The sequence below is a fragment of the Spirosoma koreense genome (assembly GCF_054777875.1).
Genome location: NZ_BAAHAC010000022.1, coordinates 2794673 through 2812542 on the forward strand (window position 1 = coordinate 2794673; position 17870 = coordinate 2812542).

Annotated in this window: 15 protein-coding genes; 7 read left to right on the plus strand and 8 right to left on the minus strand. The window is 54.5% G+C overall.

What is annotated here, in order from left to right:
• Positions 1-13 precede the first annotated feature (13 nt).
• From ACYVC2_RS25115 to ACYVC2_RS25125, 3 genes are all read right to left on the minus strand, one after another.
• On the minus strand, positions 14-1312 hold the full coding sequence (locus ACYVC2_RS25115) for a glycosyltransferase family 87 protein (protein WP_461106968.1): 1299 nt from the start codon (positions 1310-1312) through the stop codon (positions 14-16).
• A 125-nt stretch (positions 1313-1437) separates the two neighbouring features.
• Positions 1438-2559 (minus strand): DNA-processing protein DprA, encoded by a 1122-nt coding sequence (gene dprA, locus ACYVC2_RS25120; RefSeq protein ID WP_461106970.1) that lies wholly within the window; start codon positions 2557-2559, stop codon positions 1438-1440.
• Positions 2560-2670: 111 nt separating this feature from the next.
• Positions 2671-3048, minus strand: coding sequence for a MerR family transcriptional regulator (locus tag ACYVC2_RS25125; RefSeq protein WP_461106972.1), 378 nt, complete (start codon positions 3046-3048; stop codon positions 2671-2673).
• A 135-nt stretch (positions 3049-3183) separates the two neighbouring features.
• Between ACYVC2_RS25125 and alaS the strand changes: the two genes are divergently transcribed.
• Together alaS and ACYVC2_RS25135 are read left to right on the plus strand one after the other, a co-directional pair.
• A complete protein-coding gene (gene alaS, locus ACYVC2_RS25130; protein WP_461106974.1) occupies positions 3184-5844 on the plus strand; it encodes an alanine--tRNA ligase in 2661 nt (886 codons plus the stop codon).
• Positions 5845-5957: 113 nt separating this feature from the next.
• Positions 5958-6332: a hypothetical protein gene (locus tag ACYVC2_RS25135; protein ID WP_461106976.1), complete on the plus strand. Its 375-nt coding sequence runs from the start codon at positions 5958-5960 to the stop codon at positions 6330-6332.
• Positions 6333-6354: 22 nt separating this feature from the next.
• Here the strand turns inward: ACYVC2_RS25135 and ACYVC2_RS25140 are convergent, their stop codons facing one another.
• Entirely contained in the window at positions 6355-7836 is a 1482-nt protein-coding gene (locus ACYVC2_RS25140) for a capsule assembly Wzi family protein (RefSeq protein WP_461106978.1), read from the minus strand.
• Positions 7837-7979: 143 nt separating this feature from the next.
• On the opposite strand from ACYVC2_RS25140, the gene murI reads away from it, so the two are divergent.
• The 5 genes from murI (at position 7980) to ACYVC2_RS25165 (ending at position 13854) form a co-directional block, all read left to right on the plus strand.
• Positions 7980-8798, plus strand: coding sequence for a glutamate racemase (gene murI, locus ACYVC2_RS25145; protein WP_461106980.1), 819 nt, complete (start codon positions 7980-7982; stop codon positions 8796-8798).
• 402 nt (positions 8799-9200) lie between these two features.
• The gene (locus ACYVC2_RS25150) at positions 9201-9875 is read left to right on the plus strand and encodes an RNA polymerase sigma-70 factor (protein ID WP_461106982.1); all 675 of its coding nucleotides are present in this window, start codon (positions 9201-9203) and stop codon (positions 9873-9875) included.
• Positions 9868-10956 carry a FecR family protein gene (locus ACYVC2_RS25155; RefSeq protein WP_461106984.1) on the plus strand — a complete coding sequence of 363 codons (1089 nt, stop codon included), beginning with the start codon at positions 9868-9870 and terminating at the stop codon, positions 10954-10956. Before ACYVC2_RS25150 ends, ACYVC2_RS25155 begins: the two co-directional genes overlap by 8 nt.
• A gap of 109 nt (positions 10957-11065) precedes the next feature.
• Positions 11066-12919, plus strand: a complete 1854-nt coding sequence (locus tag ACYVC2_RS25160; RefSeq protein WP_461106986.1) for an STN domain-containing protein — start codon at positions 11066-11068, stop codon at positions 12917-12919.
• A 221-nt stretch (positions 12920-13140) separates the two neighbouring features.
• Positions 13141-13854 (plus strand): GIN domain-containing protein, encoded by a 714-nt coding sequence (locus ACYVC2_RS25165; protein ID WP_461106988.1) that lies wholly within the window; start codon positions 13141-13143, stop codon positions 13852-13854.
• Between the two features lie 77 nt (positions 13855-13931).
• Here ACYVC2_RS25165 and ACYVC2_RS25170 read toward each other — a convergent pair whose 3' ends face one another.
• The 4 genes from ACYVC2_RS25170 to ACYVC2_RS25185 all read right to left on the minus strand — a co-directional run bounded on the left by ACYVC2_RS25170 (position 13932) and on the right by ACYVC2_RS25185 (position 17796).
• Complete coding sequence (locus tag ACYVC2_RS25170; protein ID WP_461106990.1) at positions 13932-14957, minus strand: MlaD family protein; 1026 nt, start codon at positions 14955-14957, stop codon at positions 13932-13934.
• A gap of 96 nt (positions 14958-15053) precedes the next feature.
• Positions 15054-15812, minus strand: coding sequence for an ABC transporter ATP-binding protein (locus tag ACYVC2_RS25175; protein ID WP_461106992.1), 759 nt, complete (start codon positions 15810-15812; stop codon positions 15054-15056).
• Positions 15813-15903: 91 nt separating this feature from the next.
• A complete protein-coding gene (locus tag ACYVC2_RS25180) occupies positions 15904-16719 on the minus strand; it encodes an MlaE family ABC transporter permease (RefSeq protein WP_461106994.1) in 816 nt (271 codons plus the stop codon).
• Between the two features lie 216 nt (positions 16720-16935).
• Positions 16936-17796 (minus strand): lytic transglycosylase domain-containing protein, encoded by an 861-nt coding sequence (locus tag ACYVC2_RS25185; RefSeq protein WP_461106996.1) that lies wholly within the window; start codon positions 17794-17796, stop codon positions 16936-16938.
• Between the last annotated feature and the right edge of the window lie 74 nt (positions 17797-17870).

Here is a 17870-nt window from a genome sequence, read left to right on the forward strand (position 1 = left end):
GTTGTTCGAAAAATTAGCTGGATGGTACAGGGCTGTGAGGCTTCAAGGGAGCCGTGACTACATGCCGTAGTTTATCGGGATTACAGATCGCCAGCAGCACGCACAACCCAATTGTGGCAATGGTTAAGATCCGGAAATGTTGTAGTACATCGTAGGCATATCGACCGAGCAGATCGCTGGAAATGAACGGGGTGAAAATAAGCGCATTGATCGCGAAAATAACCCCTAAAGCGAAGCTATTCTGAGGACTGTTTCTGTACGAGAGCAACAGAAAATAAAGTAAATAGATCAGCGCCGGAGCGATGTACAGAAACGCGTATTTCTGCTGATGCGGAAACAAAAGCGGGGTGATCAGGAATAGATAAGCGCATTCCCAGAGCGTGTGGGTTTTGTCTGTATTTCGTTTGAACGGAAGACTCCGTAAAAAGAACAAAGTAGCCAGGACGAAAGCGAGCCGGACCAGGTTGGTGATGAACGCAGCCTGTTCGGCAGAGAGCTCCAGAAAATTCCGTTGGATATCGATTTTGTTATGCGTCTCGGTCAGGTAAACGGGAATCAGGCTAACCAGGCTATGCGGCCCCAGATCGGCTTCAATCGAATTCTCCTTGTTGCCCGGATTAATCACCTGCCACCATTCCTGCAAAAGAAAATCATTGAATGCATAGCCAATAAAGAGCGCTGGCAGGAACAGGAAAATAAGAAAAAACACGAGCGTAGATGCGAATCCTTGCCCATACCGACGGTAAAGCAGATAGGGTAAAAACAGAATCGGGAGCAACTTCGTCGTACAGGCGAAGCCCAGTAAAAGGCCACCGACAACGAACCGTTTTTTTTCGAAAAGAGCCAGACTTTCCAGCGTCGCCCACATCAGAAAAATGGTAAGCTGGATCATCGAATAATTGTACAGAAGAAACCGGATCGTCAGAAAAAAAACCAGAAAAATCCAGAGCCGATTTTCTTTCCTGGTCAGAACCGTTGTATCGAGATAGCTGACCGTGAGTTGCCAGATTCGATACAGAAAAAAAGTGGATAATAGCAGCCAGGCAAATTCCGGAATGACGAAGGGCAGATAACTGAACGGGATGAGCAGCAGGGCGAAAAACGGGCTGTAATAATACTGCAACCCCTTGATAAACGGCGGACGGTAAATGTTTTCCTGTCTGGCCAGTTTCTGGGCTGCGTCCAGAAACACGTCGAAGTCGCCCCCCTTCACGGCGCACAACAGACAATACGCGATGATGACGACAGTGATAAGAACTTGAACAATGGAAAATTTCCTGCCATTGCCTACCTCAATACTTCCTGCCCTCATTATGTATCCAACGATTTAGAATGCGGGGACCCTGGAATCAACCGGGCTTACCCAACGACTTATTCCGGTCAAAGGTACAAAGGTTCACCTTAGGCTTTAACTGTTGTGATCATTTCCGGATCAAATTATATATAAACAAGGCCGTATTTTTTGCCCGGCAGGGAACGTACGAAACCACGAAATTCGAGGTTGAGCAGGAGGGAAGCCAGCCTGCCCATCGGTATATGCGACTGCCAGCTTAACTCATCGATATGGATTTCGGTAAACTGGCGCAGCAACGCCATGATCTGACTTTCTTCCTCTGTCATGTCGATAGGCAGACTCAGCGACGGATTGATGGTAGCAGAACCCTTGCCGGTCGAACCGGCCTGGTCCCAGTTGAGGGCTTCGATGATGTCTTTCGGGCTGGTGTAAATCTGCGCTTTGTTTTCCCGAATCAGCTTATTGCAGCCCGCCGAAAAGGTTTGTGTGAGCTGGCCGGGTACGGCAAACACGTCCCGATGGTAGTTGTTGGCGTATTCAGCTGTGATCAACGCTCCGCCTTTGGCGGCCGCTTCGACCACCACAACGACGTCGCTCAGGCCGGCGATAATGCGGTTGCGGGCCGGAAACAGGTGCGCATCAGGTTTGGTGCCCGGTGGGCTTTCGGTGAGTAATCCACCCTGAACGAGCATCTCCTGCGCGGTTTTCTGGTGAACGTTCGGGTAAATGATATCCAGGCCGCTGGCCATGACACCAATGGTGGGCAGCCCCAGGGTCAAACTGGCCCGATGAGCCGCAATGTCGATGCCGTAAGCCAGGCCGCTGATCACGTTGACGCTGTAGGGCGCAATTGCTTCAATAATGTCGGAGGTAGTCCGTCGGCCATAATCTGTCGCCTGCCGGGTGCCGACCAGACCGATGGTGCGCGGGGTATTTAGATTGCCTGAACCAAGGAAATACAGCAGGGCCGGCGCATCGTAGAGGTTTTTCAGGCGGCTCGGGTACGCTTTGTCGGTATAAAACAGCGTTGTTGCGCCTATTTTCTCCACTCGGTGGAGAACCCGCTCGGCTTCTGTTAAGACATCGGGGCGCAGAATAGCGCGGGCGGTAACGTCGCCAATACCTGGAATTTTGATCAGCCGGGCCAGGGGCGAGCGAAACACCTCTTCCGCTGAACCGCAGTAACTAATTAGCTGACGAATAAGAATACTGCCAACGCCGGGAACCAGCGTAAGGGCAATCTGGTGGTGAGTATCGGTGGGCACGGAACGTTCGGTGATAGAACCGTTCTGACGGTAAAAGCTCCCGTGCGTCATGCTACCCGGTCGCTTTTCATCGGTAGGTAGCCAGTCATACCGAATTACGGTGAAACAGAATCATTTGTAGGGCTCAGGCTGCCGGTCGGACCCGATCGTTGCTTCGTCTGAATGATCCAGCCCCCGACGCAGTTGCTCCAGAAACGTTTTCAACTTGGTGAGCTTGCCGATGTAGCGGGCATTTTCGCGACGGCGGGCGTCGCGGGTTTCCAAAAATTCGCGGGCACCGGGCAGGGTAAACTTCTGACGGGTAACCAGATCGATAATTTCGGTCAGGTGGTCGATGTCAGCTTTGGTATAAACGCGGTCGCCGGAACGATTTTTCTTGGGTTGGAGAGTTGGAAACTCTTTTTCGTAATAGCGGAGTTTCGACGCGTTGATGTTGAACATCTCCGCAACCTCCTTAATCCCATAATACAGCTTGCCCGACTCTTCCATACGACAAACTTCTTCACCTTCCACCAAACCTGCAAGTTTTGGCGTAATTTTGCAAAATAAGTGGCTAGTGGATAGTCGACAGTAGTTAGTGGCTGACGACTATCCACTAACTACTGTCGACCATCTACTTATTTTATGACTTCCCACGAAATACGTCGGCATTTTCTCGACTTCTTCCGCTCAAAAGATCACCTGATTGTTGCTTCGGCTCCGCTCGTTGCCAAAAACGACCCGACGCTGATGTTCAATAACTCGGGTATGGCCCAGTTCAAAGATTTTTTTCTGGGCAACGGCACCCCACCGTCCCGGCGCGTGGCCGATACGCAGAAATGCCTGCGTGTGTCGGGTAAGCACAACGACCTCGAAGATGTTGGCTTCGACACCTATCACCACACCATGTTCGAAATGCTGGGCAACTGGTCGTTCGGCGATTATTTCAAGAAAGAAGCCATCCACTGGGCGTGGGAACTGCTGACGGACGTATACAGCCTGCCCAAAGACCGTCTTTACGTGTCGGTCTTTCAGGGCGACGAGAAAGACAATGTCCCCTTCGATCAGGAAGCGTTCGATCTCTGGAAACCGATCGTCGGCGAAGACCGGATCATCTACGGCAATAAAAAAGATAACTTCTGGGAAATGGGCGATACGGGTCCCTGTGGTCCCTGTTCCGAAATTCACGTCGACCTGCGTTCGCCGGAGGAAGTAGCCGCCAAACCGGGAAAAGAGCTGGTCAACGCCGATCACCCGCAGGTGGTTGAAATCTGGAACCTGGTGTTCATGCAGTTCAACCGCAAAGCCGACGGGTCACTGGAGCCGCTGCCTGCCCGCCATGTCGACACGGGCATGGGCTTCGAGCGGCTGTGCATGGCTATTCAGGGTAAGAAATCCAATTACGATACGGATGTTTTTTCGGGTACGATTCGGGTCATCGAAGACCTTTCGGGAAAGACCTACGAAGCTGGTACCAGCATGACCGATGTGGCCATGCGCGTGATTGCCGACCACATCCGCGCCGTGTCATTTGCCATTGCCGACGGGCTCGTACCGTCGAATGCGAAAGCCGGTTACGTAATCCGCCGGATTTTGCGCCGGGCTATCCGCTACGGCTATTCGTACCTGAACCTTTCCGAACCGTTCATGACGAAACTCGTGCCGACGCTGGCCGATCAGTTTGCCGATGTATTCCCTGAGCTGACTGCCCAGCGCGACTTTGTCGCTACGGTCATTCGGGAAGAAGAAAGCGCCTTTCTGCGGACGCTCGGAACCGGCCTGGGCCGACTGGACCACATCGTGGCCGAACTGACAGACAAAGGCGAAAAAACGATTCCCGGCGATACCGTCTTCGAACTGAACGATACCTTCGGCTTCCCTGCCGACCTGACCGCGCTGATTGCCCGGGAAAAAGGGCTGAGCATCGACGAAGCCGGGTTTCAGAAAGCCCTGCAGGAACAAAAAACCCGTTCGCGGAAAGACGCACAGTCGTCGGCCGGTGACTGGATCGAACTGGCAGAAATAGATGGAAAAGTCGAGTTCGTCGGCTATGATCAGCCCGACAGCTACGCACAGCTTGTGAAGTACCGCAAGATTCAGAACAAGCAGGGAACGCAGATCCAGGTTGTGCTCGATAAAACCCCGTTCTATGCCGAATCCGGCGGACAGATTGGCGATACGGGGACGCTGGAGTTGTTTGCAGGCTCGGATCAGATCGGCACGCTGACCGTGCTGGACACTAAGAAAGAAAATGATCTGGTCATCCACATCCTGCAGGACGTACCGGGAATCGACGACCTGCTGACCGAAGCCGACTCGGTGTATGCCGTTATTAATACCGCTCGCCGGAGCCTGATTGCCAGTAACCACTCGGCAACGCACCTGCTGCATTCGGCCCTTCGCCAGGTTCTGGGCAACCACGTGGCCCAGAAAGGTTCGTACGTCGGTCCCGACGCGCTTCGCTTCGACTTTTCGCACTTCAGCAAAGTGACCGATGAACAACTGGCGGAAGTCGAGCGGATTGTGAACGAGAAGGTGCGGGAAGATATTCCACTCGATGAAAAAAGGAATGTTCCCATCGGGCAGGCAAAGGCCCTGGGCGCTACGGCGCTTTTTGGTGAGAAATACGGCGATTTCGTCCGGGTCATCACCTTCGATCCGAACTACTCGGTGGAGCTTTGTGGGGGCACGCACGTGTACCGTACGGGCCACATTGGGCTGTTCAAATTCACGGGCGAAGGCTCCGTCTCGACAGGAATTCGGCGGGTAGAAGCCAAAACCGCGCTGGGTGCCGAAAGCCTGGTCAATGAGCAGATGGCCGTCGTTTCAGAACTGAAAGAGCTGCTAAAAGCGCCGAAAGACGTGGTCAAAGCGGTGCAGACGTTGCTGGACGAACGAAGCGCTTTGCAGAAGCAGGTCGAAGCGTTGCAGAACGAGAAAGTGCAGCAGTTGAAAAACCAGCTGTTGAGTAAGGTGGAAACGGTGAACGGCCATTCCCGCCTGGTCGAGCGCGTGGACGTCCCCTCGGCTGATGCGCTCAAGCAACTGGCCTACGATCTGAAAGCGAAAGTCGATAACCTGGCGGTCGTGCTCGGGGCCGACATCAACGGCAAGCCCCAACTGGCGGTCATGCTGCCGGACTCGCTCATTCAGGAACGAAACATGAACGCCGGACAGGTCGTGAAAGATCTGGCTAAAAACATCAAAGGTGGGGGCGGTGGTCAGCCGTTCTTCGCCACGGCGGGCGGCTCCGACCTATCGGGTCTGGATGCGGCTCTGGCGCAGGGGAAAGAATTGCTGGGCTAAACAGTATAGAAACAATTATGGAAACAGAACACCCCGTAAGCGCTCAGCTTACGGGGTGTTCTGTTTTTACGTAAATTTTGGTAGTTTGGCTCCGCATAAACACCGTAACGGCAATGAATTACCGACTAGCTAAAAACCTGAAATATGGGTTCTTAATTCTCCTGAGCACCCTCTTCGTTTACGCCTGCAGCAATACGGCTCGCGAGGTTAGCCTGGACCGATTTAAGCAACTGGTGAAGGATAAGGAAGTTGAACGGATAACCATTGTCAACGGTGGGTTGGTGAAAATATGGCTGACGCCCGAAGCGCTTGCCAACCCTAAATACAACGATGTCTTTACCGACAAAAGCGAGCCAGAAACAGGCGAACCGCATCTGGAACTGGTGATCGACTCTGAACCGGAGTTTCGGACCGATCTGGCGACTCTGCATCCGACCTTTCCCATCGCTACCGAAAAACGTGAGCTGTTCGGGTCGACAAAAAAGTAAACGCAGGGTACCGGTCCACTTTTCACCAACTCTTTTTCAGACCGACGTAACCGCCCACGGCGTTGGTATACAGGCCACCGTTATCGAGGGCCAGTTTGAGCAGCAGGGCTGTTTTGGGCCATTGCGTTACCGGAACCTGCGCCGAGAGTAAAGCCGAAAACTGGGTAGGGTAGCTGGCGGGCGGTTCCCGAAACGTGCCGTAGTTCCGGCTGTACGAGGTTCGTAACTGGAAGGTCGTCTGTCGGAAGGATCCCTGCAAACCGACGTACCACATATTGACGCGGTTGTTGGAGAAAAACTGGCCGTTGTACAGCACCGAGGAGGGGTCGAAATCCTGCCGGGGCGCAATGAATGGCGTACCGATGGTTCGGTCGAAATAAGACCAGCCTTCGGTATACTGGCTGTGGTTGTAATAATTATCTCCACCCTGATACTTACTGCCGGGAACCTCAAACGTCGGCGCCGTCTGGTTTTTAGTCGTTAGAAATTCGAGCAGCAGCCGATTGATCCGAAAGGCAGTCGGGTGCTCAGGGGTAAAGGCGAAACTCAGGCCCCACAGCCCGTCGGGCATGTTCAGAAACACAATTCCCGACACATCTTCGTAGGCATGCTGGTAATAGGCCAGCAGCCTGGTACGGTTCAGGGTTAGCTCGGCTCCGAAGTCGATACTCCCAACGCTGTTGCCAACCCGGTAGCTGTCAAAATACGTGTAGCCCGGCACATTGGACCAATCCTTGGGGGTGTAGGAGAAAACTACGTACTTATAAAAACTCCAGTCGGAGGGGAAATAACCGTTCGCATCGGCAATGTCGGGCCGCTGTTTCAGGTAGTCGGCGTGTCCGGCCCACTGCACCTGGTGGTTGACGCCGGCGTAGATTTTTAATCGGGAAGCGGGTTTGCCGAAGCGCAGGTACAGGTGTTTCTGGTGAAGCCGAACGCCCTGAATATACGGCACGTTGAACCAGCCGTGCGCAAAGCCCGCATTGACGGCCAGAAAATCCCGGGTAAAATGAAGCGGAGCGTACCCGATGGTCGACAACTGGAGCTTAGGAATCGGCAGCGAATTGCCCGAAACGGCATAAAAGCCGGACGACAAGGTCGTATCGCCCAGGCCCGTCACCTCGCGTCGGCGGCCAACGTACAGTTCGATCGCTTTAAACCGAATTTTCGCATTGGCCTCCACCAGCAGCAGTTTCCCACGATTGGTCGCGTCGTAAGTCAATACGGGATTGACCGAGAAGCCCCAGTCGACTTTACGCCGATGCGTCGAATCGGGCGCGGCATACTGCTTTCGGATAGCTGCCTGCAGCAGTCCCGACGGAGCCCGGTTCGGAACGATACCGTACTGGTTGGTGCGGAGCCAGAAAGGCGTAGCCGACTGCGATGAGAGCACGCTGCCCGCTTCGATCTCAGCCTGAAAGCCAGACCGTTGCTGGCTGATTCCGATGACCGGAAAGCCTAAAATGAACAGGATAGCAGGAACGTAACGGTGGAATGCTGACATGTGGTAGACAACCCAAAACGACGACCAGCGGGGATCTGACGACGAAGGTACAGTACGTTGGGTTGTTTCGGGGTTAATATTAGCCGATTGTTTTGATTTCTCAATGATTTGGTGGCTTCTGCTTATCGACCGTACCTTTGCCCATGCATCAACCCATTGGCGTTTTCGATTCGGGCTACGGTGGCCTAACCATCCTGCGCGACATTGTCCGGGAACTTCCGCAGTACGATTATGTGTATCTGGGCGATAACGCCCGAACCCCTTACGGCACCCGCTCATTCGATACGGTCTACCACTATACGCTCGAATGTGTCCGGCATCTGTTCGACCGGGGCTGTCGGCTGGTGATTCTGGCCTGTAACACGGCCTCGGCCAAAGCCCTGCGCAATATCCAGCAGCTCGATCTGCCCACGCTGGCACCCGACCGGCGGGTGCTGGGCGTGATCCGGCCAACGACCGAAGTCATCGGCGCTTATTCGCAATCCGGTCAGGTCGGGATTCTGGCAACGCGTGGCACCGTGACGTCGGAATCGTACGTGGTGGAAATTGAGAAATTTTTTCCGGAGATGATTGTTTTTCAGGAAGCCTGCCCCATGTGGGTGCCACTGGTCGAAAACGGCGAACACGCCAGCCCCGGTGCCGATTATTTTGTTCGCCAGCACATCGACCGGCTGTTGCAACGGTCGCCCGATATCGATACACTGTTGCTGGCCTGCACGCATTACCCGCTTTTGATCGACAAAATCCGGCAGGCTACCCCGGCGCACATCACCATTCTGAGTCAGGGCGATGTGGTGGCCCGTAGTTTGGCCGATTACCTGCACCGCCATCCCGAGATCGAAGCCCAATGCACTAAATACGGACAGCGAACCTTTTTGACCACGGATTCGACCGACGATTTCGACCGGCAGGCAACCCTGTTTTATGGTGAGCCGGTTCAGTCGGAACACCTGGCTCTGTGATTTATTGAACACAGAGCGGTCCGTCGCTACGGCACGGAGGACACGGAGATAGATTGGAATGCTTTCGTGTATCCATTTTTCTATTAAAGAGGGTTCATTACAGGAGTATTTTTTGTCATTCCGACGAAGGAGGAATCTTGAATTATCCTGAGCCTCAAGATTCCTCCTTCGTCGGAATGACAAACTCGCTCATTTTCCAAAATCCTGAATAGCTTAAATGAAGCTGTTCATACTCTGTGTTCTCCGTGCCGTAGCGACGGACCGCTCTGTGTTCAATAAATGAAATTTAATGTCTAGCTTCATAGGGGGCCACCGGTAGATAAGTGTCATAGCAGGAATCCGAGAGATGTCCGGCCAAAAATGATAGCTTTACAGCCTACTTTCATTTATCCAGGTAAATCTGTGCCTTCAACCGAGCAGGACGTCATTGCGGCTATCCGGGCGGGTAGCGAACGCGACTTTGAAGCCCTATTCCGACAGTATTATGCGCCCCTGTGTGGCTATGCCCGACAGTTTCTGGCCGATCCCGACGAAGCCGAAGAAGAAGTGCAGGCTATGTTTCTGGCGCTTTGGGAAAAGCGTAACGGACTTATTATCAGCGTTTCCCTTAAATCGTATCTGTTTCGATCAGTGCATAACCGTTGCCTGAATCGGATCAAACACGCTGCCGTTCGCGACGAGCACCGCGAGCACACCCGCTACCGGAACGAACAGGCGGTCGAGTCGCCGATGCAGACTCTGATTGGTGATGAGCTGTCCGATCGATTGCAGGCTGCCATTCAGAAACTACCCGAGCAATGCCGACTGGTATTCACGTTAAGTCGGTTCGACGAATTGAAATACGCTGAAATCGCTCAGCAACTGGGTATTTCGATTAAAACGGTAGAAAATCAGATCGGGAAGGCGCTGCGCATCTTACGAACCGAACTGAGCGACTATCTGCTGATCGCCCTACTGCTAATGAATAATGCACAATGGATAATGAATAATTTCGCCTGGCTACCACCTGCGGAACTGCTTCCATCGGTCATTATCCACTATTCATTATCCATTATTCATTATCCTGCTCATGGCTGAACAACTACCCATTGATGATGCTCTGCTGGGCAAATTCCTGGCGGGCGAAACCGATCCGGCGGAGTCGGCGCGGGTGCGGCAATGGCTTGCCAGTCAGCCAGGTAGCCCCGGCGGGCCTAGTCCGGACGACTTCGCGAAATTCGAGCGTATCTGGGAAGCTACCAGTCGGTTGAGTCGTTCACCGGATACCCCATTGGCACAACCCGGCCAGGCAGGGTTCGATACCGATGCCGCCTGGCGGGCGGTTCAGCAGAAGATGCATTTGGGAAATGAGCGAACCGACGCCGGTTCGATGCCGGTCGTCCGGCCGTTGCGGCAACCCGAACGAAAGCCCGACTGGACACCGGCCCTGTACCGCGTGGCCGCTGTGCTGGTGCTGGCAACCAGCTTTGGCTGGATGGTCTACCGACTCCTGTTTATGAGCCAGGATCATCCGGAGGCTTACCGCGTCACTCTCGTCACCGCCGACCAGAAACTGAGCAAAACCTTACCCGACGGAACCAAAATTTTACTCAACCGGCATTCGACTCTGAGTTATCCGGCTGCCTTTGCCGACGATCGTCGCGAGGTGACCCTGACCGGCGAAGCTTTTTTCGAGGTGACCCCCGACACGACCCGCCCGTTTCGGATTCAGGCGCGTCCGACGGTGGTGCAGGTGCTGGGCACGTCCTTTACCGTGCGGGCTTACGACGACAACGTTCAGGTTGCCGTGCAATCGGGAAAAGTGCGGTTCGCAGGAGGAAAGAAAACCATTTTGCTGACTAAAAACCAGGAAGCCACGTTCGATCCTCAGGTCGATACCATCCGACGGTTCCCCCAGCTGTCGGCCAATGCATTTGCTTTCCGAACCGGGCAACTGGTCTTTGTCGACGAGCCGCTGCGGGAGGTTGTCAAAGCCATCAACGAGTATTACAATACCGATGTACGCCTGGCAAACGACCGGCTCAGCAACTGCCGCCTGAAAACCCGCTTCGATCAGTTGCCGCTGGATACCGTACTGAACATCACCGCCGAAACCCTCGGCCTGCGGATTCGTCATGAAGGAAAACAGGTCATTCTGGACGGCGCTGGCTGTCCGTAAGCATGAGTCTGCCGCTCACCGGGGGCGGGTAGACCATAAACTTCAGCCAGGCCAATAGGGGAAACTGCTCCGATGATTGTCTGTGGAGTAAACGCTTCTGCCAATGATTATGCTTCGTGGTTTTCTTGTCCTGTTATATATCTGTTTCCATCTTTCCGCGAGGGCTCAGCCTGCATCGCCCCTCGACCGACTGATCTCGGTCGACATCCGCAACGAACGCGTGGAGAACGCACTGGTTCAGATCAGCCGCGCCGGGCGGTTCGAATTTTCGTATAACCCAGGTCGGATCGATGCCGGCACGGTGGTTACCCTACGGTTGACAAACGTGCCCGTCCGGGAGGTGCTCAACCGGATTTTTCAGAACCGGGTAAGTTATAAATCGCGGGGGAACTACGTGATTCTGGTGCGGGCTGAACCGTCGACTTCGGCGCCTAAAAATTTTATGCTGGATGGATACATTCTGGACGAAACCACCGGCGAACGCATTGCCAAAGCCAGTATTTTTGAAAAAACGACCCTGGTGTCCACCATCAGCAATCCGTTCGGCTACTACCGGCTGGAGTTGCCCACCCGCCTGGCCACGGTTCGGCTGGACATCCGGAAACAGGCTTACCTGGGGGAATCGGTGCTGGTACGCTCCCGGTCATCGCATTCGGTAACGATCCGGATGACCCCTCAGCCACCAAACACAGCATCGGTTGAGCCGCTACCGGTTCGCCTGACGGAAGATACGCTCCGGCCCACCGAATCGATGCTGGCCTCGGTATCGGTTGAGCCGCCCGCTCCACAGACCGACACGACCCCGCCCCAACCCGCGTCGATTGGCGAACGGGGGCTGGCTGGCATTACAACGTTGTTTCTGTCGGCGCAGCAGGCCGTTCACGACATCAACCTGAACCGCGACACCCTCTACCGCGACTGGCAGGTGTCGCTGCTGCCGTTCATCGGGACGAACCATCGGCTCAGTGGGCGCATCAGCAACCGATTCTCGGCTAATCTGCTGGTGGGGTATTCATTCGGCGTACGAACCCTGGAAATCGGTGGGCTGGTCAACCTCGTCCGGGCCGACGTGCACGGGGTTCAGGTGGGTGGGCTGGCAAACGTGGTAGGTGGACAGGTCGATGCCGTTCAGGTAGGTGGGCTGGCAAATTACACAGACAAAAGCGTCACGGGTGTTCAGATCGGTGGGCTGGCGAATACGGTTGGGCAGTCGGTCGATGGAATTCAGCTGGCCGGCCTGGCGAACTATGCGAACCAGGATGTCCGCGGGATGCAGATCGGCGGCTTAGCCAACGCGACGGGCCGACGGTTTTGGGGCGTTCAACTGGCGGGTCTGGCCAATTACACCCGCGACGAAGTGAATGGCTGGCAAATTGCCGGGATTCTGAACTGGGCGCACCGGGTTCGGAAGGGACATCAGGTTGGTCTGGTCAATTTTGCCGATACGGTGGGCAGCGCCCCGATCGGGCTGTTTAGTTTCATCCGTCAGGGTGGCTACCAACGCATCGAGGTAGCCGCTAATGAAGTCAATTTACTGAATGTCACCTTCCGAACGGGAGTTCGGCGGCTGTATAACATCGCAACCGCAGGCCATAGTTTCGATCGGGCAGGGAGCCCCCGGCTTAGTGCAGGCTACGGACTGGGAACCGCCGTTACTCTCTCGCGCTCGACCCTGCTGAACCTGGAAGCAATTTACCATCACCTGTTTTACTTCGATAGAACCCATCCGGAGGAGTGGAACAACCTCATCCGGATCAACACCCTGCTGGAGACCCGACTCAGCGATCGATTCTCCCTGGCTTATGGCCCTTCGTTCAACTGGTATTTCAGCACCGACGACCATCCACGGCCCTTGCTTCAGCCGGACGTAACGCTTTTTGCCGATCGTACCGATGCCTACAGCAGTGCACTCCACTCCGGCTGGATCGGCTTTCAGATCGGGCTGCGGTATGGGAAGTGGTGAGGGGAAAGGGCATAGGGGGAAGGGCTGAAGGAGTTTATTGGATAAAAGCCGTGCCATGGTTTGGAACCGTGGCACGGCTACCACCACACGGGTGAACCGTTGACGAAAAATGCTAAAAAAATGTAGTGTTGAATAGGGGGGAGACCGTTCGAAGTTGTCATGCTGGTAAAAGGACGCCAGAGAGTTCGTGGCGTCGATGGTTCTACCTTATCGCAAACACAATGACATACGCACGCATTTACGGAGTGGCCCTGGTGGCTTTATTGATTGGCTTAACGGGTTGCTCGTTACGGCGGGAAGACGTCGGTCCGTATCAGAGTGACCAGCAAACCTACGCCCTGACCAACTTCGACCGGCTGGATATGGGCAGCGCTTTCACCATCAACGTACAGCAGGGACCAACGTTCGCCGTTCGGGTAGAAGGCGACCGCCGGAATCTGGATGATCTGCAAGTGTTTACGCGGAACGGAACCTTACAGGCCGAGTACCGCGTCGCCCGGAACCGAAAATATTCCACCACATTCTGGATAACCATGCCGACCCTGCGGGGCGTCAGCTTTTCGGGGGCCAGTAAATCGACGATTACGGGGTTCACCAACCTGACGAATCTGGATATAACCCTTTCGGGAGCTTCGGAAGGGCGGTTTTTGGGGCAGGCTACCCAGGCCGGTATTGAGTTGTCCGGCGCATCTAAACTGGAACTGATCGGGGCAGGAGCGTCCTTTTCAGCCGATTTATCCGGCGCTTCGAATTTGCAGGCGTTCAGCTTTCCGGTGGCCAATGCTGCCGTAGAAGCCAGTGGAGCCAGTAAAGCCAGCATCAGTGCAGCTTCGTCGCTGGTGGTGAATGCCAGCGGAGCCAGCTCTGTTCGGTACCGGGGCACGCCAACCATTCGCCAGCACGTGAGTGGGGCCAGCACCGTTCAGCAGGAGTAGTAGCGACCGGGGCGGTCGGGTGAGTTAGTGATATCCACCCGACCGCCCCGGTCGCTACTACTCGCCAAACCCGGTTATTATGGCTTGGCGGCCGCGGTGCTATCGGCTTTTTGTTTGGCTTCGGCCTTTGCCCGTTTTTTGAAAAAGCCTCGAAGCAGAAAATTACTCTGGGCCGCTTTCAGATCTTCGTTCAGCAAAACCGTTCCCTGGCTCAGGTTGCTGAGCGTGGTGCGGAGGTTAGTGGCTGCCTGCTGATCGGAGAGCAGCACGCCCAATGGCGTATTGGTGTTGTTGAGCTTTTCGGAGGTGCGGTACAAGTTGTCGGAACTACGGTTGAGGTTCGTCACCGCATGATCGGCCGAGTTGGCGACGGATTCGAAACGGGCCGCCGAACGACTGAACCGCCGGAAAACGGCGGTGTCCGAAACCAGTTCATTGGCCAGCGTACCGGGGGTGTTGAGTCGCGAGGCAAACTGGCTGACCGACCCGGTAACCTTCACCGTATTGGCCGACGCCCGCTCCATATTCTGCATGGCTCGTTTAAAATTTTCGGCCACCATCGAATCGGTCAGTACGGCCCCGACGGTCCCTTTCCCCCGTTTCAGATTACCCACCAGCTCTTTGAAATCGTTGGTTACCCGGAGCAGGTTGTTGTTGTTCTCCTGGAGCGTCGCCATGATCTGATCCGAACTCAACGCTTCCGAGGTCTTCAGCCGGTCGCCGTCTTCTACTTCGGGATGGCTGTTGGTGCCGCCGGCAATGACCACGATCTTGTTCCCGATCAGTCCATCGCTACCGATGCTGGCGCTGGCATCTTTCCGGATGTATTGCTTCGAGCTTTCCTCGATGTTCAGGTCTACTTCGACCTGGGCTGTGCCTGAGAAACTGATCCGTTTGACCGTGCCAATCTTAACGCCCGAGAACCAGACGTTGTTCCCGGCTTTAAGGCCACCGACGTCTTTAAAGATAGTGACGAGCCGGATGCTCTTGGTGAAACGCTTCTGCTGGCCACCCAGCACAAATACGCCTGCGACGAAAATAATGATGCCCAGCAGGACAAAAATGCCGACGACGACGGTGCGTTTGTTGGATTCGGTACTCATAGAAAGTCAATAGTTGAAAGTCAGTAGTAATGGGTGGTCAGGTAAAGTATACGGTCAACTAGTTACTAATGCCTAACGGTTGACAGCTCATTCTGTTTAATCGACAAACTTGTATTCGTAGAATTGCTGGATTCGCTCATCAGGACTGGCAAAAACTTCATCGAAAGGGCCGATTTTGGCGAACTTCCCATCCAGCAGCATCGCTACCCGATCGCCGGTGGATTTCGCACAGGTCAGATCGTGGGTGATGATGATGGACGTAGCGCCCAGCCGTTCCCGAACATCGTTGATCAGGTTATTGATCTCAACGCTCGTGATCGGGTCCAGCCCCGCCGTCGGTTCATCGTACAGCATGATCTCTGGTTTCAGAATCAGCGTGCGGGCGATGCCGATGCGTTTCCGCTGACCACCCGAGAGTTCCGATGGCATCTGGTTGATCGTCTGCGACAGGCCGACGTCGTCCAGCGCTTTTTCAACGGCTTTGTCGATTTCGTCACGGCTCAGGTTGCGAATGTTTCGTACCAGTGGAAACTCCAGATTCTCCCGGATGCTCATGCTGTCGTACAGGGCGCTGCTCTGGAATGAAAACCCGACTTTCTGCCGAAACGCATCCAGTTCTTTGCCGCGCAGGGTTTCGACGTCCTCACCCAGCACCATTACACGGCCTGCATCGGGTTTGAGTAAACCAACCATAATCTTGATCAGAACGGATTTGCCCGTACCTGATCGCCCGAGAACGACCATGTTTTCGCCCCGGTTGACTTCCAGGTCGACCCCCCGAAGCACATGCAGGTTACCGAAGGACTTTTTCAGTCCCTGTATGCTAATGATCGGATTCGGTTTCTCTTCTGCCATAAAACATAAAAAGTAAACGTATGCATAAGCGAATGAATAGTGTCCGGCAGGCTGATTCGCTCCGGCGCTCATTGGTTCGGTCCGGCTTTGGTTAGCTTCCGCGGATGGCACTGACAATCTGTAGAGAAAGCAGTTCTTCGATGAATACCAGGAACATAGCCGTGACGACCGATGAATTGGCCGCCTTGCCAACGCCCTCGGTTCCTTTCGAAGAGTGATACCCTTTGTAACAACCGACCATGCCGATCGTAAACCCAAATACTATGGACTTCAGAACAGACGCAAATATGTCGAGGTACGTAATGGCACCGAAGACCTCCTGAATATAGGACGGAAAACTAGTCTGTTCGTTCTGGTTGACATTGATGTAAGCCCCGATCAAGGCCACAAAAATGGTGTACATCGTCAGGAGCGGGATCGTGAACGAGGTGGCAATGACGCGGCTGACTACCAGAAACTTAAAGGGGTCGGTGCCGGACACCTCCATGGCGTCGATCTGCTCCGTCACGTTCATAGACCCCAGTTCGGCGCCAATGCTGGAACCGACCTTCCCGGCCGCAATCAGTGCCGTTACGAGAGGACCCAGTGCCCGTACAATGGCAATGGCAATCAGCGATGGAAGCCAGGAGGTGGCCCCAAAATCCGATAAAGACGGGCGCGACTGGTTGGTAAAAACGATGCCGGTAATGAATCCCGTAGTAGAAATCAGCAGCAGAGACCGGTAGCCGACCTCATAGCACTGCCTGACGATTTCCTTAAATTCGTAGGGCGGCAGGAGCGCTTCCCGAAAGAAACGACCCACGAAAGAGGCTACATCGGCCAGTGACAGAAAAAAACGATCGAAGCGACGGGAGGTTACTGGGCGGCCCGTCGCCTGGTTTCCAGAGTTAGTGGTGTCAGATTGCATTCAAGAGCTAATCAAGCATGCCGGCAGACGTATAGAGCCAACAGTACCCTAATAACTCATTTCGAAAGCTCTGGTTTTAATTTGGTAACAAATTGATGAGCTAAGGATTTTTTTAGCGGTTCGAAGGGGAAATCACTAACGAATTTTGCCTGGCTACCGGGTTTCAACGTAGGAGTAAGCCGACGCGCTGTCTGCGCTGAAACCCGGTAGAATAGTTTACGCAGCCTGCTGAAACGACGGGCGTACCCAGGCCTGGTAGGCCGTCTGCAGGGCCGGATTGGGCGTTAGAAACGACGAATAATCGGCAGGGCGCGACATCACTTCCTTATATAACAACACGCGGTAAAGATAATAGCGGGTTTCGCGAGGTAGCGTCATGCGGTAATAATCGCGGTGATCCTGGCTTTTCAGGCGGTTTTTCATCAGACCCGGACCGGCGTTGTAGGCAGCCGCCACCAGGGACCATGAACCCAGCTGCGTATACAGCTCCCGTAGGTAACGACAGGCCGCTTCCGTCGCTTTGTGCACATTGAATCGCTCGTCGACCCGTTTGCCGACCTTCAGGCCCAGCGCCCGGGCCGTTCCAGGCATCAGTTGCCAATAGCCAGCCGCGCCGGCCCGCGAAATAGCGTGCGGCTTGAGGCCGCTTTCGGCCAGGGGCACATAGCGAAAATCGTCGGGGATATCGTACTTCTCCAGGATGGGGTCGATGATGGGAAAAAAGGAATCAGCCCGCTGGCGCAGACTACCCAGGTCGCTGGCATGGGTCCGGAACAGGGTGAACACGTGTTTCCAGCGATCGACCACATCGGTTTGCTCAAGGGGTAAACACTCCCCGCAAAAATTGACGTCGAGTAGGGGAAGCTCGGGGGTTGTATCGAGCAGCGGCTTCAGCAGGGCTCCTGTCCGAACGAATTCGGCACCCGATGCGGTGGCATCCGATTTAGCAATCACGTTGATTCTGGAGAGACTGAGCAGCGAAGAGGGGCACGCCTGAAGGGGAACTAATTTGGCCGCAATGGCGAAAGCCGGGCGCAAAGCGGCCATCAATACTGAAAATCCGATACGCTTAATCAAAACACAAGTCAGGATGGTATTGACTGAATAACGTACCGGTTGACTGAATTAGTGCCCTGATTATCAAGGGGCTA